Here is a 20,473-nt window from a genome sequence, read left to right as displayed (position 1 = left end):
CTTTTTCGAAGGGTGACGATGAGGAAAAGTAATAGATGTGAATAGCTGAAAACACAAATAGAGAAGAAAGGTGGTGACGTTACAACAGGTAGTCAAATCAAAAACTAAAAAGCCACGTTAGAGTTAACTAACGTGGCTTTTTAAAGCGTATTTATAAGCTAGGGTAAAACCTTATAAAGAAAGGTCTTCTTTAGCACGCGTTAGGTTATGAGACACTAACGTGTTATCAGAGATTTGTGTCGCTTCGTATAAATCAGCTAGACCTGCTGTATCGTTTTTAGCCATGATACGAGATACACCACGGTTGCTTAATGCAAACGATGTTAATTGGCGTACTTTAAATTTTGACCCTTCGCTTTCTTTTAAAAGTGCGATAGCTTTTGTACAAATTGATTCAGCTCGTTCGTAATTTTTAGATTGAACATTTGATACACAGCTATTAAATGACTCTTCAAGTTGCTGCGGTGCAGTTGCTTGCTGGATAACCATTAACTTATACTCACTTCCATCAGCCATAGCAGCTGCTGAGCAAGTTAATAATGAGCCAAGTGCGATGGTTTTGATTAGTGTAAGTTTCATGATTATATTCCTATTAAGTTACGCCGTCATTGTTGCCGACAGATGAACTTTAGAGCTTTTGCTCAAAAGGAACAAACGATAAAAACAAACCCGATAGATGAAGAAATTTAACCTATAGACTTTAGTCTAATACTAAGTGGTGAGTTCTTGATATGACTTGCTAAATAGGTGATCTTCTATTGTTAAATAATCGGCAAAACAACCCATTTAGCCGATAATAAATACAAATAAAACCCGACTAACAATAAATTGTTAGGTAATTAACTCATCAGCTAATTTTTGAATCGATCGTGTAACTTCATCCATACTAATCGCGCCAAAGCCAAACCTAATATGGGTAGGTGTTTTTTGCTCTGCAGCAAAAAAAGTATTTAATGTTGAATCACTATTGTTGAAATCAGCTACATTTTTACCTTGCACTAACTTTGATATATCCACCCATATTGCCAGCCCCCCTGTTGGTAATGCAAATGTCGCTTTTCCTTGAAACAACCTAGTAAACTCTTTTGCTGCATGGTCTCTTCGTGCTTTATACTCTCGCCTAACCTTTCTGATATGTCGTTTGACTTCACCTGAATCCATTAAATCAGCAATAACATGTTCAGTAATAGTATTACCCTGCCTATCAATTAAAACGATTTCCTGAGCAGCTCTTTCTATAAACCGAGTATCTGCAACAATATATCCCAACCGCAACCCTGGTGCGAACACCTTTGACATTGAGCCAATATGCACTACATTTTCAGAATTAGGTAAACTCGCAAGTGGCGGGATAGGGTTAGCTTCATAATGAAATTCATGATCATAATCATCTTCGATCACAGAGAATTGGTATCTCTTGGATAACTCCAATAAGGCGAGCCGTCGTTGCATTGGCAAACAGACTGTTGTTGGGTATTGATGATGAGGGGTTACATACACACCTGATACTTCATTATTGGTAAGTATTTCCCGTAAGTGATCAATATCAAGGCCTTGCTCATCTAGCCGACATTTTATAATTTTAAACCCATTAGCCTCGAATGCAGCATGCGCAGGCAGGTAACTCAACTCTTCCATAATTATGGCGCCCTTATTAGCATCTAATATTCTTGATGCTAGATAAATCCCCATTTGGCTGCCTCTTACGATGCATATATCTTGATTGGAGCAATTTATAAAACGTTCGCTAAAAAGCATTTTTTGTATTGAGTTACGAAGTTCAATAGCACCACGAGGATCGCCATAACCAAGCTTAGCTTGGCGACTCAAGTTAACACAAACACGCCTATACGTTCGCGCGAGTAACTCATAGGGGATCAAACGCGCATCAGGTGTACCATCATTCGTTATCGATACACAATCAGCTAACGCCACGGCATCCAAATACAAGCTTTCAACTAACTTAGATGAGGGCTTAGTTTTAATTGTATTATTGATCAACCTCGAGTCTGAAGCAGATAAATCTTGCTCCGGCATGATTTCAGATACAAACGTACCGCTTCGCTGCTTACTTTTCAACCATCCTTGAGCCTCAAGCTCTTCATAGACTTGCTGGACAGTTTTTCGATTTATCCCTAATTGCTTCGCGAGTGAGCGAGTCCCAGGCAACATTACGCCAGCTGCCAGTCTCCCGCTTTTGATGTCCACTGTAATGCAATTCAATAATTTAGCATGCAGTGTCTTTGCTGGGCTATCTTCAAACGAGAATTGAATATCCCAAGGCCTTAACATAATCGCCTCACCACTGGACCCCTTAACTTTATGTTTCTGGCTCTTATTTTTACCCCAGACTATCGCTATCTTGTTGTCATTGTCAAAACATAAATGAGAGAGTTCAGATGAAGACACTAAACACAACAAAAGAAACCTTGATGCAAGATGCACAAAATCAAATGCAAGGGCTTATTGACCAAGAACAGTTATCTCAGCGTGAAAAACTGGCGCTAACTTGCAGAATTTTATTCGATAAAGGGCATGATTCAGGACTTGCAGGACAAATAACAAGCCGCACTGATGCTAAAAACACTTTTTTAACACAACAGTTTGGACTAGGGTTTGACGAAGTTTCAGCTAATAATTTGATTGAAGTCGATCAAGATTTAGAGCCGTTAAACGGTGAAGGCATGGCTAATCCAGCAAACCGTTTTCACACCTGGATTTATAACGAGCACCCGCAAGTAAATTGTATTATTCACACACACCCGACGCATATTGCCGCACTGTCGATGCTAGAAGTTCCTTTAATCATATCTCAAATGGATACCTGTGGTTTATACAATGACTGCTCATTTGTAGCCAATTGGCCTGGAGTGCCGGTAGGAAATGAAGAAGGCATGCTTATTTCTCAAGCACTGGGAAATAACAGAGCTGTATTTCTAGCTCACCATGGGCAGCTTGTTATAGGCAAAACGATTGAAGAAGCATGCAACCTTGCAATTTTAATTGAACGAGCAGCGAAGTTGCAATTATTAGCAATGGCTGCAGGCGAAATAAAGCCGCTCCCCCATGACTTGGCACAAGAAGCACATGACTGGGTATCAACCGATAAACGAAACAAAATTAACTTTGCCTACTATGCAAGACAGGCATTAAAAAACCACAAAGACTGTATTTAGGAGTATTAAAATGAAATTAGCAGGCATCATAGGTTACCCAATCACACCATTTAACGCTAACGGTGAAGGCGTTGATTTATCCAAGCTAGAAATGGTCATTGATACATTAATAGCATCAGAGGTAAATGCGATTGCAGCTCTGGGAAGCGCAGGGGAAGCCGCCTATTTAAGTGAAAAAGAATGGCAAGACGTTGCAAGTCATACTGTAAAGCATGTGCAAGGTAGAGTGCCTGTCGTGATTGGTATTGCTGAGTTAACGACAGAGCAAGCCGTTAAACGTGCTAAGTATGCACACCAAATTGGAGCTGATGTAATTATGCTCTCGCCTTTTTCATATTATAAATTGGTTGAAGCAGAAATTTATTCACATTATCAAAGCGTATCAGATGCAACCCCTCTACCTATCATGGTCTACAATAATCCTGCAACATGTGGTGTTGATATGTCGCCCCAATTTATGCTCAAGATGATTGCTAATATAAAAAATGCCAGCATGATCAAAGAAAGTACGGGTGATATTCAACGTATGCATAAAATTTATAAACTTTCAGGGGCAATGGTGCCATTTTTCAATGGCTGTAATCATATGGCACTAGAAGCACTAAATGCAGGTGCAAGTGGTTGGTGTACTGCTGCGCCATGCTTAATTGCAGATAAGCCAAAGCAACTTTTTGATGCTGTTCAAAAGGGTGATCAAAATAAAGCTCGCGAGCTGTTTTATCAGCAATATAATTTTTTAGAATTTATAGTTAAAGCAGGTTTAGCAGCTGCGATTAAATCTGGCTTCGACTTACAAGGCAATAAAGTGGGCCCTCCTAGAAAACCATTACTACCTTTAGCAATGCTAGAACAAGAGCAGTTAAAAGATATGCTGGCAACATTAGGCCATATTTAAAGAAGTGAAATAAAAAAGGCGCTCATTATAACGAGCGCCTTTATTTAATTACCTATCGGTTAACCGATGAAATAACCCTACATACCGATTGTTTAGTTACCTAAAACGAATACGTTGTCAGTATCATTCAAATCAAGTACACCGATACAGCTATTATTTTCATCTGCCACCATCATTCGATCACCCGCTCCCCAATAAGTTTGAGTATAAATTTCACCTTCAGCCAATGTAGCATAAACATAATCAAGGGCTGGTTCTCCTGTAGTATTGTTTATCCAGTACAGTTTTACAGGATCACTCATGGTATTTATAACTTGAAGATTTGGTGCGTTATCCGATGTTCTCTCATAGGGCACTGCGAGATCACAGCTTTGCATCACTGCTGTTGCTTCTGGAATTTCAGCGGGTGGGGCTTCATCTAATGCATCAACAACCATTTCTTCAGTGACATTAAATGCGTTATTTTCATCATTCAATAACGCAACACCTAAACAGTTATCAGCACCATCGGTTAACATGATACGGTGACCAATATTCCAATCATCTGAGGCATAACTCTCATCTTGGCCTAACGTTACATAAGGATTCCCGCCTTTGTCGCCCGTATTTCGGTTAAGCCAATAAACTTTAACAAGTTTCTCTGTTGGGTTTGTGATACTCAAATCAAGCGCAGGTTTAGTTGAATTATAATATGTTTCAGCCAAGCTACATGTACCAAGCGTCCCTTTTTCAGGCCAATGAGGTAGATAAGGTTCTGTCACCGTCACCAATGCTTGCTGTTCTGGTGTAGCTACTGTACAGTCATCTCCAGCGCAGGCACTAAAGTAAAGATCTACAACATCTGCGCCAACAAAGTCAGAAGCCACTGCAATATAATATTTACCAGACTCAGGCATGCTTATTGTGCAGTTTTCTGTATTGGTACTTTCTGTTATTGAGGTACAAGTGAACTCAGTATCAAGTGCAGGATGAAGAGCAGCCCCTTTTTTCACCCACAAGTCTACGCTAGCAGACCCTCCCTGAGTTGCAAAAGTAATTGAAGGTAACCCTGCAGGAACATCGACAGAAAACAACCACCCACCTCGGCCATTGATTTGCTTGTAGTCACCAAGAGTAAGAACCTCAACACTTTCTTTATATTGATCAACTAAGGTTGTTGATAACCACGTTGTAAACTCAGCTTGATTGTCTGTTGCTATATTGTCCAATAACAGTTCAAAGTCTTCCCATTCACCGGCACGCATATGAACAAGCATTTGATAAACCAATTCAGGGTGATTTTCTACTAGAAAAGAAACAGCTAACTGTCCCCATGTATATGCATCTGCGTTACCAGCAAAAATATCAGCCAATGAAGCAGCTTCGCCATCATGAGCAGTCGATACGCGGGTGTAATATAATTCGTTAAATGTACCAAGGTACTCAGCAAGTCCTTCCGTCCACCAATTTACACTACTTTTATAAGCACCTTCTTTATTATAACGCCCATCTAATGCATGTACATATTCATGAGCTAGAGAACGAATCACTGAACGTCCTTCAGTCCATTCAAGAGCATCAAAGGTCCAAATATCAGAGCTATGCCACCACTGAGTAGGTGAAGTCTCAAAGTAAATGCCGCTGGTGTTATTTGTATTAACAAGATGCTCTGCCCAAGCTGCATGATTAGAAAGGCTAGAGAAAATATGAATATTCGTGATCTCATTTAAATCATTTGGCACCGCTTGTTGAAACTCTGGCGTAAGCCCTGAGTGCAGCGTTTCATCGAATAATCTTTTTGTCTGGGTGATCACTGTACATGCTTCTTCAAGCTCAGCATTTGACATTGATTGCGCACGGATCCTTACAGGCTCTTCACACATCATATTCGCGCTAAATAAACCCGTAGTGGCGAACATAGATGCATCAACTGCATCACCGCCTTCATAAGCATCCATATAAATATGGTATCTACCAGCCTTAGGTTTATCAATAATGCACGTTTCGTTATTGTTGCTGCCTTTATATGATACGCAATCAAAAACGCCCTCAGCTCCTGCACTTGCTTCACTCTCGTATTTAACATACAAGTCTGGATCACCAAGATCTTTGTTTTCTACCCCTGCAAATAAGCTTACAACTAAAGTTTCTGACTCTTGTGCTAAGTCAACATAAAATGACTGCCCTTCACCTCCCACAGTATTGATATTGGTTTTAACCACATCAAGTGCTAAAGCTGGCTCTAGCGCACTGGTGTAATCAACCTCAGGTTCAGTTGGTTCAACTTCAGGGTCGCTTGGCTCAACTTCAGGGTCGCTTGGCTCAACTTCAGGGTCGCTTGGCTCAACTTCAGGGTCACTTGGTTCAACCTCTGGGTCACTTGGTTCAACTTCAGGATCAGTTACTTCAACTTCAGGATCAGTTACTTCAACTTCAGGATCAGTTGCTTCAACTTCAGGATCAGCTGCTTCAGCCTCAGGGTCCGGGTCGGCTGGCGTTATTGTAACTGGTGGGGTTGGCTCAGGTAAGGAGTTTGTAGAATCATCACTGCCACCACAGCCAGAAAGTGCACACAATATCGCACTGGTTAAAGTCAATTTTTTAAAAAACATTTGGGTTTCCTTTTATTATTTTATTTAATATTCAATTTAACTGCTGATGGCGATAATATTTCATGGCTAAAGTAACAACTAAATAATGTATGCATTCCCCTTAAATCAGCTATACAAAAGTTGTTGTACACCATAAATATTCGTGCCGTTCTTAATACCCAATTGTTGAGTTTCGCGCTTACACTAAAACCCAATACACACAGATACCAAGTTCAACAAAGTATTTGTAGCACATTTGTTTGGATAATGTAAATTGTATACAGTATACTTATCTGTAAATAATTTACACTTTTGATAGTCATTAATTTGATTGGGCAGTCGTCATGGAGGGAGTTCTTACACAGTTCATGATGTCAGAACATAAAATAATGTTATTTACTCTATGTTCCACTTTTATCAATAAATACAGAACGCTAAGATTTAAGTAAAGCGAGCGCTTCATTTAATAAGTGGATAAAACTGATAGGATTTTTGTTGAAAAAGCAAAAAACCACGTCGTAGTAACTAACGTGGTTTTTAAAAAATGCTTTAGATTGTATTAATCAATAAATACTTATAAAGATAAGTCTTCTTTAGCAAGCGTTAGGTTATGAGACACTAACGTGTTATTTGAAATCTGTGTTGCTTCATATAAATCTGCCAAACCCGCTGTATCATTTTTTGACTTGATACGTGATATACCACGGTTGCTTAAAGCGAATGATGTCAGCTCGCGTACTTTGAGTTTACGCCCTTTTGTCACTTTTAATAACTCAATTGCTTTTGTGCAAATGGCTTCAGCTTCTGCATAGTTTTTTGACTTAACATTTAATGCACAACCATTGAACGACTCTTCTAGTTGCTGTGGCGCTGTTGCCTGCTCAATAACCATTAACTTATAGTCACTGCCGCCAGCCATAGCCGCTGCTGAGCAAGTTAATAATGAGCCAAGTGCGATGGTTTTGATTAGTGTAAGTTTCATGATTATATTCCTATTAAGTTACGTCGTCTTTGTTGCCGACAACTGAACTTTAAGCGCTTCTAACAATTTCAACAAACGATAAAAACAAACCCAATAGATGAAGAAAATTAACCTATAGACTTAAGTCTAATACCGAGTAATTGCTTATTACTATCAAATGATAATCAAAGGTAACTTTAATGTTGCTTAACCACTGCAACACCCTACTTTCACTAACGGCTCATCGATTAAAGCAAGGCTACAGTTCAGCAAAATAATTATTACACTGCCTATTCATCTATAAAAACATTATTGCCACTGGTAAAACTTAATCAGTTTGAGAGTAGCTATAATTAACCTACAAACTGCCCCGCCCATATGCCATAATCTAAATAATTCATAAATTTAGTAACTTGGCGGTATTTCAACCGTTGCAAGCTAACTTAAAGGGTTTTTTAATGGCTTATCAAGAGCAAAATCAAGCAACTATTTATTGGCACGATTACGAGACGTGGGGGGCCAGCCCGCAAAAGGATAAGCCGAGCCAGTTTGCAGGTATTCGTACCGATCTTGATCTAAATATTATTGGTGAGCCACTGATTGAATATTGCAAACCAGTGGCTGATTACCTACCGCACCCTGAAGCATGTTTAATCACAGGGATTACTCCACAAGTGGCGATGCAAAAAGGCTTAGTTGAAGCTGACTTTATAGCAAAAATTCATGCCGAATTTAGTGTGTCCAATACCTGTGTGGCTGGGTATAACAGCATTCGCTTTGATGATGAAGTAAGCCGTTATAGCTTTTATCGTAACTTTTACGACCCCTATGAGCGTGAATACAAAAACAATAATAGTCGCTGGGATATTATTGATTTAGTCCGTGCGTGTTATGCGCTTCGCCCTGAAGGCATAGAGTGGCCGCTTAAAGAAGATGGCAGCCCAAGCTTTAAATTAGAACATTTAACCGTTGCTAACGGCATTGAACACGCCGCCGCCCATGATGCACTAAGTGATGTAACCGCAACTATTGCCCTAGCAAAACTAATAAAAGAAAAGCAGCCAAAACTGTATAACTTCTTTTTTTGTTTACGTGGTAAAAAAGCGCTCGCTGAACTTGTTGATGTGTTTAACATGACGCCGCTAGTGCATACCTCATCACGTATTCCTGCAACGCAAGGTTGCACCAGTTGGATTGCACCGATGAGTTTTCACCCAACAAATAAAAATGCTGTTGTATGCTTTAATTTAACTGAAGATCCACAAGTATTAATTGATTTATCGGTAGAAGAGCTTCGCACTCGCCTTTACACAAAGCGCAGTGAGCTTGGAGAAGATGAGCTGCCTGTTGGTTTAAAACTGGTACATTTAAATAAATGCCCTATTTTAGCGCCAGCTAAAACATTATTACCTGAAAACGCCGCACGCTTGGGTATTGACCGCGAGCAGTGTTTAAAAAATCTTGCCGTGCTAAAAGCAAACCCGACCCTTCGCGACAAAGTCACTGAGGTATTTAACGACAGCCCTGATTACGGCAAAACCACCAACACTGATTACATGCTCTATGATGGTTTTACCAGCAACGCAGATAAAGCCAAGTTTGCTATTATTCGTGATGCCAGCCCTGAGCAATTAGCAGGTATGCAACTTGATTTTGAAGATAAGAAGTTTGATAACTTATTATTTAAATACCGTGCCCGCAATTGGCCACAATCACTTAGCCAAGACGAACTCGATCAATGGCGTCAGTATTGCCAAAACAAACTCATGCATGGTGAAGATCAACCATCGATCAGCGCGCAAGATTTTATGATCACGCTTGAAAACCTTGCCCATGAACATGATGATAATGAAAAGAATTTAACTATTTTAAAGGCGCTGTATAACTACGCGCAGAGTATGTAGTTTCCCTATTGCTTATAAACAAACAGCGCTAGTTTGCAAAACTAGCGACGAGATTTAAGGCCGCGATTAGTCGCGGCTTTTTACTTAAAATTCAAACTCTAGGGCAAGACGAAAACTGTGATCTTTACCTGGTTGGCTAAGCTCGGTGACAAACCCTGCTTCCCACTTGAGTTGTCGCTTCGCCGAAAATCGATGCAGGCCAATAAAACCGGGGCCAATCCCCAAGAAGTCTTCTCCGGCGTATAGCTCTAAAGCAGGCTGAAACTCAGAGCGAAAACGATAGCGATACTGTGCGCGAAACTCAGTTTCCCATTCGTTTTTAATATCACCGCCCCATTCATACACTAAAAATGCATTCATAGTGAGGCTAGTACGACCAAACTCTTTTTCCCATAAAAAGCCCGTTGTGGCTTCATAACTGTCTTTGCCTTCTTGCATTTCAAGTTCAAATAAAGCGCCCCAGTCAGCCCAAAAGCGCCCTTGTTCAACCAACTGCCAACGCAGTTCTAACTCGTAGGCTGAAAAGCCAAAGTTACCGTCATCATCGCGCTCTCCAACCGCATAGCCTTCCAAACTCATGGTGTCGTTAAATGAGCCACCTAAGCCAACTCGTTGGGCTAAAATATTGCCTTTATCGGTTTGGTGAGAGATCAAACGCCATTCAAATTCGCGTTCAAATGGTAAAACGTAAGGGTGGTAAACTTTGTCTACGACTATTCCATCGGCTCGCACATTAAACGATGTTATAAACAAAAGTGAAGTTAAGCACCACGCGAGAATAAATCTCATGATTGCTCCTTTTGAGAAAATTGCCGATTAAATACCATACTGGTGCCAATAAAGGCTAAAACCGCTACTAGATACAACCATAATGCAGTTTTGCTTGGCGTTGCTTCATAGCCCACTAAGGCCTTTAGTACACGACCTAACTCCGAGTTTTCGACTAGCACGACACGCCAATCAAAGTAATTGGAGGTAATATTGATCAAATCAATTTGGCTGGCTAAATCTAATGCGATAAGTAGTTTTGCCGAGGCATTAAAAGCCAAAAATAACATCAGTGGATATACACCAAATCGTGCTTTAACACTGTGCAGTAAAAATAATAGCAACACACCAAAACTACCGCAGATCCCGATTCCCAGAGATGTTCCTATAAGCAAGGGTTTTGCTGTGTCAGTGTTATGCCAAAAACCAACCAGATAAATAAAATAGTGACTCAGATACAACGCCATAACCGCCACTATTGCAAGTAATGCGAATAAATGTCGCTGCTTACAACTTACAAGTGACGCAACATACACAATGACGCACAACAGCATTTGACTAAACTCTAAGCCGCGATAATCAAATAACTGGCTCAACCACGCTGCACTTTGTACATAAATAATACTACACAGCAACCCAACAAAAGCGGTTGCTATGAGCATTCGCTGGTTTAGTGTTAGCAATGACTGTAACAGCACGAGCAAAATTACGACTGGTAAAAGCTGATTAATACTCATCAACAAACTAGTTATCAGCATCAGTCTTTCCTTCTACTAATACTGCGCCATGGGCCGTATTAGGTGAAAACTCGCCAAAAAACTCATAACGCCCAGGGCTCAGTGGCCCAATATAAATCACACTACGGCGATTTGGATACAGCACTTTCTCACGATTTAAATCGAAGCTGTCAAACTCTTCTGGTGTACTATCTTGATTTTCAATCAAAAGTTTTAGTTTAGTATTGGCCGGTACGATGATCTCCGCAGGGTAAAAAAGATGATCTTTTAAAATTAATTTATATTCTTTAGCAACACACGAAAACGGTAATACGCTAAATAGCAGCAGGCTAATAAACCCTAAGCAGTTATTCACTCCCTGCTCCTTGCATAAATTCAACTCGCACTTGTAAGCCACCTAATTCACTATCAGCTAAAGAAATACTCGCGCCATAAATTGTTACTATATGTTCAACTATCGCCATACCTAATCCGGCACCTTGCTCACCAGAGGGGTGTTTATCACCTCCAACACGGTAAAAGCGATTAAAAATTCGTGCTTTATGGGCATCATCAATGCCAGAACCTGAATCATCAATTTGCCAACCTAACACACCGTGTATATTGTTTAAGCGGATCACTATATTACCACCACTTGGCGTATACTTTATGGCGTTACTTAATAAATTACTAAATAGGGTTGCTAAGGTAAATTGGTCGCCATTAATAACATAATCATCGCCTTCAATACTGATCGTATGCTGTTTTTCATCAAGTCGTTCGTATAGCTGTGCAACCACTTGCTGGCTGATCTCAAGCACTGAAATTGGGCTAAATTGCGCCTGCCATTGCTCAGGATATGTGCGCCCTAAAATCAACATTTGTTCAACAATATTACTTAGTTTATCGATACCTTTAGCCATTGCATCAAGCTCTAAACTATTATTACCTTGAGTGCGTAAGTTATGTACATTTATTTTTAAACTACTTAATGGAGTACGTAATTCATGGGCAGCATCTGAGGCAAAAAAGCGCTCTCTTAAGTAAGCACTTTCTACACGCTTAAACAGGTCATTTAAACGTGAGATCACCGGTTTAATTTCATGCGCGTTTACTTGCCAATCAATTGCAGTGAAGTCATTAGCTTGCCTCGTCTTTAAAAGCTTTGAAAGACGAGTTAAAGGGCTTAGACCTTGCTTAACGAATAAACTAATTAATATCGCCAGTAACGGCACGCTCCAAAGCAAAGGAGTCATTGCTGATAAAATCATCGTTTCGCTAAGGGCATAGCGTTTACTTAATGGCTCTGCCACCAGCACTTGTTTTGTCTGCATGGTTAACCTAAATACTCGCATACGCTGCCCAGCTAAGTTTTCAACACTAAATCCATTCAGACTCGGTTTTTGCGCAAGCTCGGCTAATGATTCAGACGCACTGAGTAAGTTGTTATCTTGCCATATTTGAAACAGTAATTGGGTGAGATCACTGCGTAGCATCGGCGCATCTGTGTGTATAGGTTGTTCGATTAATACATGAGCAATAGTCTTTAATTCATTATCAAGTAACTGCTCAGCTTGCATCATGCTTTCGCGGTAACCTTTACTAAAGGCTAAAAAACAAGTCAAAATCACTGTTGATAAAATAATCAGCGTGAGTCTGCGTTTGATTGACACTAGCGCTTGCCTACCACGTAACCGATACCTCGTAAGGTTTTGATCAACTCTTTAGGAAGTTTTTTACGAAGATGGTGAATGTGTACTTCGATAGTATTTGACCCGACTTCTTCTCCCCACTCGTAGAGCTTGCTCTCTAATTGTTGTTTAGATAACACGCGACCTTGGTTTTCGAACAGTGCTTTAAGAAGCATGAACTCTTTACGTGGTAAATTAATAGCTTGCTGATCCACTGACACAGTGAATGCTGAAGTATCCATCACAATGTTAGCCACTGTAATTTTACTTGATTGCGTTTGAGTTACACGCCGACTAGCGACTCTTAAACGGGCAAATAACTCAGCAGGATCAAATGGTTTAGCTAAATAATCATCAGCGCCTAAATCTAACCCTTGTACTTTATCGTCAATACTACCGCGTGCCGTTAAAATAACGACAGGTAAGTTAGGGCGATGTTTTTTGACGTATTTTAAAACATCGATACCATCGCCATCAGGTAGCCCTAAATCCAATACTAGCAGTTCAATTTCATCGCTTTGTAACCATTGCATCGCTGAACTTATACTCGCACAATGTTCAACACTGTAACCTTGTTGGCGAAGTGATCGACATAAGCCTTCAGCCACCAATTTATCATCTTCAACAAGCAATAAATGCATATTATCTCTTTAGTTTCTTCTCGACTTTGGCCAACAGTTGAGTTATTTCTTGCTGGCGATATAAATCTGCTTTTGGTCTTTCTGGGCGAGCCGGTGCCTGTTGGGCAGCAAGTAAATGTTTTTTGGCCTTTTTGTACTCTCTTTCGTCATACAAAAATGCCGCGTATAAATAATTACTATCGATGCCGTTTGGATTTATAGCAAGCGCTTGGTTAAATAGTTCATTCGCTTTGTCATCATCACCAAATCCAATTGGCCAACCCGGTACTTTACTGTAAAGAGTCGCTAAACTGGTGTAAGCAGAGCCTGATAACGCATTAGCATCAATTTCTATGGCTTGCTCTAACTGTACTTTAGCGTCTTTTGCAAATCCTAACGCACCTAAGCCCCCTTTTGCCCCAGCGTAACTCGAAAGCACAATACCATACCAAATATGGCTTTGAGCCTTATCATCATAGTTTTTTGCAAACCCAGCAGCCTGCTTTGATAACTTTTCAAATGCATTGAGCTGCGCTTTATCTACTAATTCATAATTCACAGTAGCCCAACTGGTTTGCACTTGAGCTAATTCGCTAGCAAGATCAGCATGTGCAGTACTGGTTAAAAATATCCCAGATAACAAGCAGCTAGTATAAAGTAGTTTAGTCATAATCATTCACCTTTATCAATTTTATCTACAAAAAAACTTTTAATTTTAGGAAGTTGCTTTGCAATTGCGTTATCTACTAAGGAGGGAAATGCCCCATTTAGTTTGACAAATAAGCGCTCTGGAAAGCCAATGTAACTGCGTGAGTTTCCGGATTTTAATAATGAAATAAGCGCATCTGCCACTTTATCAGGGGGATCCATTGTATTGCCTAAAGCTTTATTCATCGCCCTTACCTGCACTGAATTGATAGTTGTATCAGTAGCTCTAGGTGCTAAATATAATATTTTTACATCACAGTGACTGAGTTCGCGGGCCAGCGCTTCTGTCATTCCTCGTAAGCCAAATTTACTTGCGCAATATAAGGTTTGATAAGGGTAACCAATACTGCCAAACGATGATCCCACATTAACTATTGAGCCTTTTTTAGCTAAAATTTGTGGTAAAAATAGCTGGCATAGCTTAATTGGCACCGACAAATTAACTATCAGTAAGTCATCTATTTGCTGCTCCGTCATTTCACTAAAACCTTGCATCACATTAATGCCAGCGCTATTTATAAGCATTGCTGCACCGCCGAGTGATTTAGCATGTTCGAGTAAATTTTGCCGAGTCTGTGCTGATGTTAAATCGCCAATAAATATCTCACAGTCTTGACCACACTTAACCTGTAATGCCTCAAGCTGTGCTTGTTGACGACCCACTAACAGTAAACGCCAGCCATGCTGAATCAACTTTAATGCCACGGCTTGACCAATTCCGCCTGTCGCACCTGTTAACACGCAAAGTGGGCGGTTCATGCACTTTGCTCCAAGTCGCTAGTTACAAACTGTGGATCTGTATCTAATTCACGGAAAATATTGCCATATAACTTATAAAAACATTTAGCGGCATACACAATTGCTTGTTGATCTGCAGGAGACTCTATTTTATTCATTAAATCTTCAAAAAATTTCACATGCTCAATGTCCAAAGCGCCATGAGATGTTAAATAGCTAAATGCTTTTTTAGGTAACCCGGTCATATTGGCTATGTTACTTGCCGCATTATCGGCTAACGCAATTGATGTACCTTCGAGCACATGCACCATGCCAAAAAATGCCAATGGGTTACCCCGATTAATTGTATCGTAGGCATAAGCTACCATTAATTCAGTGGCAAATTTGGGAGCACTTTGACGTACTTGTTGTTTATCAAAACCACAGGCTGCAATATCATTGAGCACCCATTCTTGATGACCTATTTCTTCTTCTATATATTCTGCAACAGCCTCGCGGATCCACTCTTGTTCAGTCGATAATTTCGCGCCCACGGCCATCATTAATGGCACCGTATGTTTAACGTGATGATAAGCTTGAGCTAAAAATGAAGCATACTCAGTCGTGCTTACTTGCCCGTTAAATACCCGGGTAATGATCGGTGCAGCCAATAAATACTCGCGCTCTGCTTGGGTGTGTGATTTTAATGTCTCGAAAAAATTACTCATAATATTGCCTCACTGTACAGTGCTGTTAGTTGTGCATGATAATAGTTTGCTATTGCTTGACGTTTAGGACGGTTATTACTGGTTAATAACCCCCTCTCTGCAGTAAATGGTTCAGCTAAGCGATGAAATGTTTTAATTTGGGCATATTCAGGCAATTGTGCGTTAATACCTCTAAAATGCTCGGCTAACACAGCATCAGCCATATTTACTGATGTATAAATAAGCGCCACTAAATGCGCTTTACCTTCACCAAAGACTACAGCTTGTTGTACTTCGCTGTTACTGAGTAGCAAAGATTCAGGCCACTCAGCGCTGATGTTGCGCCCAAAGCTAGTAATAATTTGGTTTTTTAAACGCCCCTTAATAGTTAACCGACCTTGTTGTTGAGAAACCAAATCTCCCGTTGCATACCAACTCGTTTGATCATGAGACTGTTGGCCTAAATAGCCTAAAAATAAGGGTCCTTTAATAAATAGCTGTCCGTCTACCAGTTTGCTTTGCAAGTGATTTAACACCCGCCCTGCACACTCTATATCATCATCATTTGGCGTGTTTAAGCTCACGACTGATGAAGCTTCAGATAAGCCATAACCTTGGTAAACTGGTAACCCTAAACTGCGCGCTATACTGATCAATTCACTGCTGAGTACAGCGCCACCAACGGCAATAAACTTCAGGCTCTTTGGTACTGTCCATCCCCGCTTGGTAAACCAGACTAAACAGGTCAATAATTCAGGTACCAAAATAAGCGTGTTCGGTTGCACACGATCAATGGCGTTGATCAGTTGACTGGCATCATTTAATTTTGCTCCAGAGAAGCCTAATTCTGGCAGTGTCATAACATGCACTTCACCTGCGGCTAATAACGGTGCAAAAACCCCTGCAATGTTTTCAAGTAATACTGGTAAAGGTAATAAACACAGATGTTTTGGCTGTTTTATCGCTATTTTTTTATGTAATGAGGTCGCCACTTGTAATTGACTTTGTAAAGATAAACACACTCCCTTTGGCTCACCGGTAGAGCCTGAAGTAAATGTCACCTTTTGGGTATCTGTAAAAAATGTTGTTGGGCTCGAAGCGCTTACTTTATAGATATAAAGTGAGTAGCGGGTTAACACGCTCAACGTCGTAATACATTCTAAGCCATCAAGTTCACAGAGAGTGTCGCTGACAAAATGCGAGACGCCGCTTTTATTCACGCTATTAGTTAGCTGTTGTGGACTAAAAAAGGTTGGCAACGGAATACTCACCTTTTGTAACTCAATCAATGCAAAGTCTACAATTAACCAAGCTGGTGTATTGTCCATTACAAACGCCACAGCTGATATATCCAGCGCTTTTAAGTCGTTAATTAACTCGGCCACTGCTTGCATTAGCGCCTGCTTACTGATCGGCTGCATTTGTTGGTCATGATGATCAACAATCACAGTATCAAGCGCTGCATGTGGTAGTTGCGATAAAAACCCCATTATGCCTCCAATTGAGATGCTAATTGGCAACTCGCTTGATGATAGCGCTGTTTAATATTAAATAAATGAGGAGTGTTTAATACACAATCATGAGCAGCCGCTAAATCAACTACACACAGTGTTGGTTTATTTTCATAATAAGTCCCCCAATCAGCTGGGTTATCAATTGCCTGACTATTAGCTAATGCAATTTCAGTGCAATTAACCCCCAGCACTTTTAATAATGCTCTCACCTTTACAGTGGCACAAAATACTAAGCATTTTGCGCCAATTTGGTAAAGTGCTTCAGTCGTTAGTACAAAATGAGCGAGAGTTGCTTTGCGATTGGTTGAACATAAATTACCAAGCTCGTAAATATCTACCCTCGGTACATCAACAAAGGTATCAATCGGCTCTGGTAAGTATTGCTCAATAAATAGTGATTGAGTAGCAGCTCTAAGTCCTAATGTGCAAGAATCAGCAGCAATACTTAATTGGCATAATATCGGCATAAACTGCTTAATATTAGCGCCATAGGCTCTGGCAAAACTCGCTTTAACAACCTGCTCTAGTTGCACACGCAATGGCATGTTCGCATTTGCACACACATAATCGTGTGTGTTCGTAATAGGCAAGTTAGTAACTTGAAGTGATTGCATAGTGTTCGCTCTTTTTAGACTATGGGTAAAATCTAACGAGCCAAACTTAAATAAACCTTAAGAAAAATTAATTTTTATAAAAAACCCAAACAATGTTTGGGTCAGTGATTACCTAAGCGAAGATTTCAGAGATAACAAAGCACATCTACCCGCTAACTACATGCTGAAAATAGATTTATTATCCGATAATCTACTTTTTATGAAGTGCTTCAATACGTGCTAATAAGCTTGAAGTGTCATAGCGACCACCACCAAGTGCTTGTACATCAGCGTAATATTGATCAACCGTTGCAGTCATCGGTAAAGTAGCGCCGTTGTTTTTCGCTTCATCTAACGCAATACCTAAGTCTTTACGCATCCAATCTACGGCAAAGCCAAATTCGTACTCGCCCTGCCACATGGTTTTATAACGATTTTCCATTTGCCATGAGCCAGCGGCTCCTTTTGAAATAGTTTCAATCACTTTTTCGCCATCAAGACCGGCTTGCTTGGCAAAATGCAGCCCTTCAGCCAAACCTTGTACAACACCAGCAATACAAATTTGATTAACCATTTTACATAATTGACCAGAGCCAACTTCACCAAGTAGCTGGCTAAAGCGACTAAAAGCAGCCATCACGGGTTGCACTTTAGCAAAGACGGTTTCGTCTCCACCAGCCATTACCGTCAATACGCCATTTTCAGCGCCCGCCTGACCACCTGAAACAGGCGCATCAATAAACGCGATATTTTGTAATGCCGCCTTTGCAGACACTTCGCGTGCAACTTCAGCTGAGGTTGTCGTGTGATCCACTAAAATAGTGCCATCTGTCATTCCTGCCAGAACGCCATCGTTACCGTAAACCACTGAACGTAAATCATCGTCATTCCCAACGCACATAAAAACAATATCAGCACCTTTAGCTGCAAGTGCTGGAGTCAGAGCAACATTACCTTTGTACTGTTGTGTCCATTGCTGTGCTTTAGCCGTTGTGCGGTTATACACAGTAACATTGTGCCCAGCATTGGCTAAGTGGCCTGCCATTGGGTAACCCATTACGCCTAAACCGATAAATGATACATTCATTGACATAAAACTGTCCTATTTCAGTGGTAACTTAAAAAGATACTTTGATTATCTCAACCGAACAGACAAAAAGCGAATGAAAAAGTCTTCATTAAATTTCTTCATGGACGACACAGTACAGGTAAACTATGGATAGCATATATCAATTCAGTGCCCCCCTTTATAACGGCGAAGATTTTGCTTTGAGCCAGTTAAAAGGTAAAACTATTTTAATCGTCAATACAGCGAGTAAATGTAACTTTTCAGTGCAATTAGCTGCGCTTGAAAAACTGTACCAACAATATAAATCGCAAGGCTTTATCGTTTTGGCTTTTCCATGTAATCAATTTGATTACAATGAACCTCTAGAAAACGCTGATATAAAAGATTTTTATCACCATCATTTTAATGTTAGTTTTCCAGTGTTTAGTAAGGTAATGGTAAACGGGCCTGACGCCCACCCGTTATTTAATTATTTAAAAACACATACTCGGGGAATTGCACAAAACCGCGCAATAAAATGGAATTTTACAAAATTTCTTATAAACTCAGAAGGTCAGTTGTCTGTGCGTTATGCCCCGCGCACAAAACCCGAAACCTTAAAAATGGTGATAGAGAGTACCCTCAATGAATCAGATGACAGTAGCGCTTTTCAGTTCGCAAAAATATGAGCAAACCCCTTTTGATACATGCTTGCAAGACCAACCAAGCATTTCAATCACTCATTTCGAACAAGCGCTCACTGAGCAAAGCACCATTTTATGCAAAGGTTTTGATGCTGTATGCATATTTGTAAATGATCTCGCTAATGAAGCAGTAATAAAGCAACTAGCAGAGCAAGGAATTAAATGTATTTTATTACGCTGTGCAGGCTTTAATAATGTGGATTTAACAGCTGCTAAAGCTCACAATATAAAAGTATGCCGCGTACCTGCTTACAGCCCTGAAGCGGTTGCCGAGCATTGTGTAGCCCTGATGCTCACGCTGAACCGCAAAACCCATAAAGCGTATAATCGCATACGTGAAGACAACTTTGATTTAAATGGCTTACTTGGTTTTAACCTGTTTAAAAAAACCATTGGCATAATTGGCTGTGGTAAAATAGGCCTTGCGCTGGTAAACATTCTAAACGGCTTTGGTGCTAACGTTTTAGTATGCGACCCCTACGCCGAGCAAGGTGACTATACACTTTGCGACCTTGATACATTACTAAGCCAAAGTGACGTCATCTCATTACATTGCCCTCTGAACGACCAAACACACCACATAATTAATGAGCACGCCTTTAGTAAAATGAAGCCAGGCGTAATGCTTATTAACACCTCACGCGGTGCATTAGTCGATAGTAAAGCATGCATTAGCGCACTCAAAAGCAAAAAACTTGGCTACTTAGGCCTTGATGTTTACGAGCAAGAATCAGAGCTCTTTTTTAAAGACCGCCGCGACGAAATAATGCAAGACGATATATTTTCACGCTTAGTAAGCTTTCCCAACGTGTTAGTTACGGGTCACCAAGGTTTTTTCACCAAAGAAGCATTGAGTGAAATAGCCCAAACCACCATTAATAACGCGATTGAGTTTGCCAATAAACAGCCACTGAGTAATGAGGTTAAATAGTGCTAGGTGCTAGGTGCTAGGTGCTAGGTGCTAGGTGCTAGGTGCTAGGTGCTAGGTCAAAGTTTACAAACCAAGGCAAAAAATCAAACAAGATAGAATCACTATTTGATTGTATTGCAATGTATAGCAATTAATTGGGGTAAATGGTAAAAATATATAATGTTGAAACGAAGCGACTTCAGGCAGAAAAATAACTCAATCGTTTGTGGACTAAGATTTGTTATGAGGCCTGAATTAGAGCAAACCTCTA

Annotated in this window: 20 protein-coding genes; 5 read left to right on the top strand and 15 right to left on the bottom strand. The window is 40.3% G+C overall.

Features of this window, described 5'->3' with window-relative positions; all coding sequences use genetic code 11:
- Positions 1 to 171: 171 nt before the first annotated feature.
- Positions 172 to 579: a hypothetical protein gene (locus tag QMA12_RS02425; RefSeq protein ID WP_087534527.1), complete on the bottom strand. Its 408-nt coding sequence runs from the start codon at positions 577 to 579 to the stop codon at positions 172 to 174.
- 252 nt (positions 580 to 831) lie between these two features.
- Entirely contained in the window at positions 832 to 2,292 is a 1,461-nt protein-coding gene (locus tag QMA12_RS02420; RefSeq protein ID WP_290208623.1) for a PLP-dependent aminotransferase family protein, read from the bottom strand.
- 107 nt (positions 2,293 to 2,399) lie between these two features.
- On the opposite strand from QMA12_RS02420, the gene QMA12_RS02415 reads away from it, so the two are divergent.
- Together QMA12_RS02415 and QMA12_RS02410 are read left to right on the top strand one after the other, a co-directional pair.
- A complete protein-coding gene (locus tag QMA12_RS02415; protein ID WP_290208624.1) occupies positions 2,400 to 3,176 on the top strand; it encodes an aldolase in 777 nt (258 codons plus the stop codon).
- Between the two features lie 10 nt (positions 3,177 to 3,186).
- The gene (locus QMA12_RS02410; RefSeq protein ID WP_290208625.1) at positions 3,187 to 4,071 is read left to right on the top strand and encodes a dihydrodipicolinate synthase family protein; all 885 of its coding nucleotides are present in this window, start codon (positions 3,187 to 3,189) and stop codon (positions 4,069 to 4,071) included.
- 92 nt (positions 4,072 to 4,163) lie between these two features.
- Here QMA12_RS02410 and QMA12_RS02405 read toward each other — a convergent pair whose 3' ends face one another.
- Positions 4,164 to 6,662 carry a collagenase gene (locus QMA12_RS02405; protein WP_290208626.1) on the bottom strand — a complete coding sequence of 833 codons (2,499 nt, stop codon included), beginning with the start codon at positions 6,660 to 6,662 and terminating at the stop codon, positions 4,164 to 4,166.
- A 553-nt stretch (positions 6,663 to 7,215) separates the two neighbouring features.
- Positions 7,216 to 7,623, bottom strand: a complete 408-nt coding sequence (locus QMA12_RS02400; protein ID WP_290208627.1) for a hypothetical protein — start codon at positions 7,621 to 7,623, stop codon at positions 7,216 to 7,218.
- 437 nt (positions 7,624 to 8,060) lie between these two features.
- Here QMA12_RS02400 and sbcB point away from each other — a divergent pair, with 437 nt between their 5' ends.
- Entirely contained in the window at positions 8,061 to 9,506 is a 1,446-nt protein-coding gene (gene sbcB, locus QMA12_RS02395; RefSeq protein ID WP_290208628.1) for an exodeoxyribonuclease I, read from the top strand.
- 84 nt (positions 9,507 to 9,590) lie between these two features.
- On the opposite strand, the gene QMA12_RS02390 is transcribed toward sbcB, so the two are convergent.
- From QMA12_RS02390 to QMA12_RS02340, 11 genes are all read right to left on the bottom strand, one after another.
- Positions 9,591 to 10,295 carry a hypothetical protein gene (locus QMA12_RS02390; RefSeq protein ID WP_290208629.1) on the bottom strand — a complete coding sequence of 235 codons (705 nt, stop codon included), beginning with the start codon at positions 10,293 to 10,295 and terminating at the stop codon, positions 9,591 to 9,593.
- Entirely contained in the window at positions 10,292 to 11,032 is a 741-nt protein-coding gene (locus QMA12_RS02385) for an iron transporter (protein ID WP_290208630.1), read from the bottom strand. The genes QMA12_RS02390 and QMA12_RS02385 overlap by 4 nt, the downstream gene beginning before the upstream one ends.
- Positions 11,019 to 11,345, bottom strand: a complete 327-nt coding sequence (locus tag QMA12_RS02380) for a cupredoxin domain-containing protein (RefSeq protein WP_290208836.1) — start codon at positions 11,343 to 11,345, stop codon at positions 11,019 to 11,021. Before QMA12_RS02380 ends, QMA12_RS02385 begins: the two co-directional genes overlap by 14 nt.
- 13 nt (positions 11,346 to 11,358) lie before the next feature.
- On the bottom strand, positions 11,359 to 12,663 hold the full coding sequence (locus QMA12_RS02375) for an ATP-binding protein (RefSeq protein ID WP_087531623.1): 1,305 nt from the start codon (positions 12,661 to 12,663) through the stop codon (positions 11,359 to 11,361).
- On the bottom strand, positions 12,663 to 13,322 hold the full coding sequence (locus tag QMA12_RS02370; RefSeq protein WP_290208631.1) for a response regulator transcription factor: 660 nt from the start codon (positions 13,320 to 13,322) through the stop codon (positions 12,663 to 12,665). Before QMA12_RS02370 ends, QMA12_RS02375 begins: the two co-directional genes overlap by 1 nt.
- Before the next feature lies 1 nt (position 13,323).
- Entirely contained in the window at positions 13,324 to 13,971 is a 648-nt protein-coding gene (locus QMA12_RS02365; RefSeq protein WP_290208632.1) for a hypothetical protein, read from the bottom strand.
- Between the two features lie 2 nt (positions 13,972 to 13,973).
- On the bottom strand, positions 13,974 to 14,768 hold the full coding sequence (locus QMA12_RS02360; RefSeq protein ID WP_290208633.1) for an SDR family oxidoreductase: 795 nt from the start codon (positions 14,766 to 14,768) through the stop codon (positions 13,974 to 13,976).
- Positions 14,765 to 15,454 carry an iron-containing redox enzyme family protein gene (locus QMA12_RS02355; RefSeq protein WP_290208634.1) on the bottom strand — a complete coding sequence of 230 codons (690 nt, stop codon included), beginning with the start codon at positions 15,452 to 15,454 and terminating at the stop codon, positions 14,765 to 14,767. Before QMA12_RS02355 ends, QMA12_RS02360 begins: the two co-directional genes overlap by 4 nt.
- A complete protein-coding gene (locus QMA12_RS02350; protein WP_290208635.1) occupies positions 15,451 to 16,923 on the bottom strand; it encodes an AMP-binding protein in 1,473 nt (490 codons plus the stop codon). The genes QMA12_RS02355 and QMA12_RS02350 overlap by 4 nt, the downstream gene beginning before the upstream one ends.
- Positions 16,923 to 17,561, bottom strand: a complete 639-nt coding sequence (locus tag QMA12_RS02345; protein ID WP_290208636.1) for a thermostable hemolysin — start codon at positions 17,559 to 17,561, stop codon at positions 16,923 to 16,925. Before QMA12_RS02345 ends, QMA12_RS02350 begins: the two co-directional genes overlap by 1 nt.
- Before the next feature lie 190 nt (positions 17,562 to 17,751).
- Positions 17,752 to 18,633 (bottom strand): NAD(P)-dependent oxidoreductase, encoded by an 882-nt coding sequence (locus QMA12_RS02340; RefSeq protein ID WP_290208639.1) that lies wholly within the window; start codon positions 18,631 to 18,633, stop codon positions 17,752 to 17,754.
- Between the two features lie 122 nt (positions 18,634 to 18,755).
- On the opposite strand from QMA12_RS02340, the gene QMA12_RS02335 reads away from it, so the two are divergent.
- Positions 18,756 to 19,277 carry a glutathione peroxidase gene (locus QMA12_RS02335; RefSeq protein WP_087531631.1) on the top strand — a complete coding sequence of 174 codons (522 nt, stop codon included), beginning with the start codon at positions 18,756 to 18,758 and terminating at the stop codon, positions 19,275 to 19,277.
- Positions 19,243 to 20,223, top strand: coding sequence for a 2-hydroxyacid dehydrogenase (locus QMA12_RS02330; protein ID WP_290208837.1), 981 nt, complete (start codon positions 19,243 to 19,245; stop codon positions 20,221 to 20,223). The genes QMA12_RS02335 and QMA12_RS02330 overlap by 35 nt, the downstream gene beginning before the upstream one ends.
- The last annotated feature ends 250 nt before the right edge of the window (positions 20,224 to 20,473 follow it).

Origin of the sequence: Pseudoalteromonas sp. APC 3893, assembly GCF_030408095.1 — a bacterium.
Taxonomy (GTDB): Bacteria; Pseudomonadota; Gammaproteobacteria; order Enterobacterales; family Alteromonadaceae; genus Pseudoalteromonas.
This window is presented reverse-complemented; position numbering and strand designations above follow the sequence as displayed.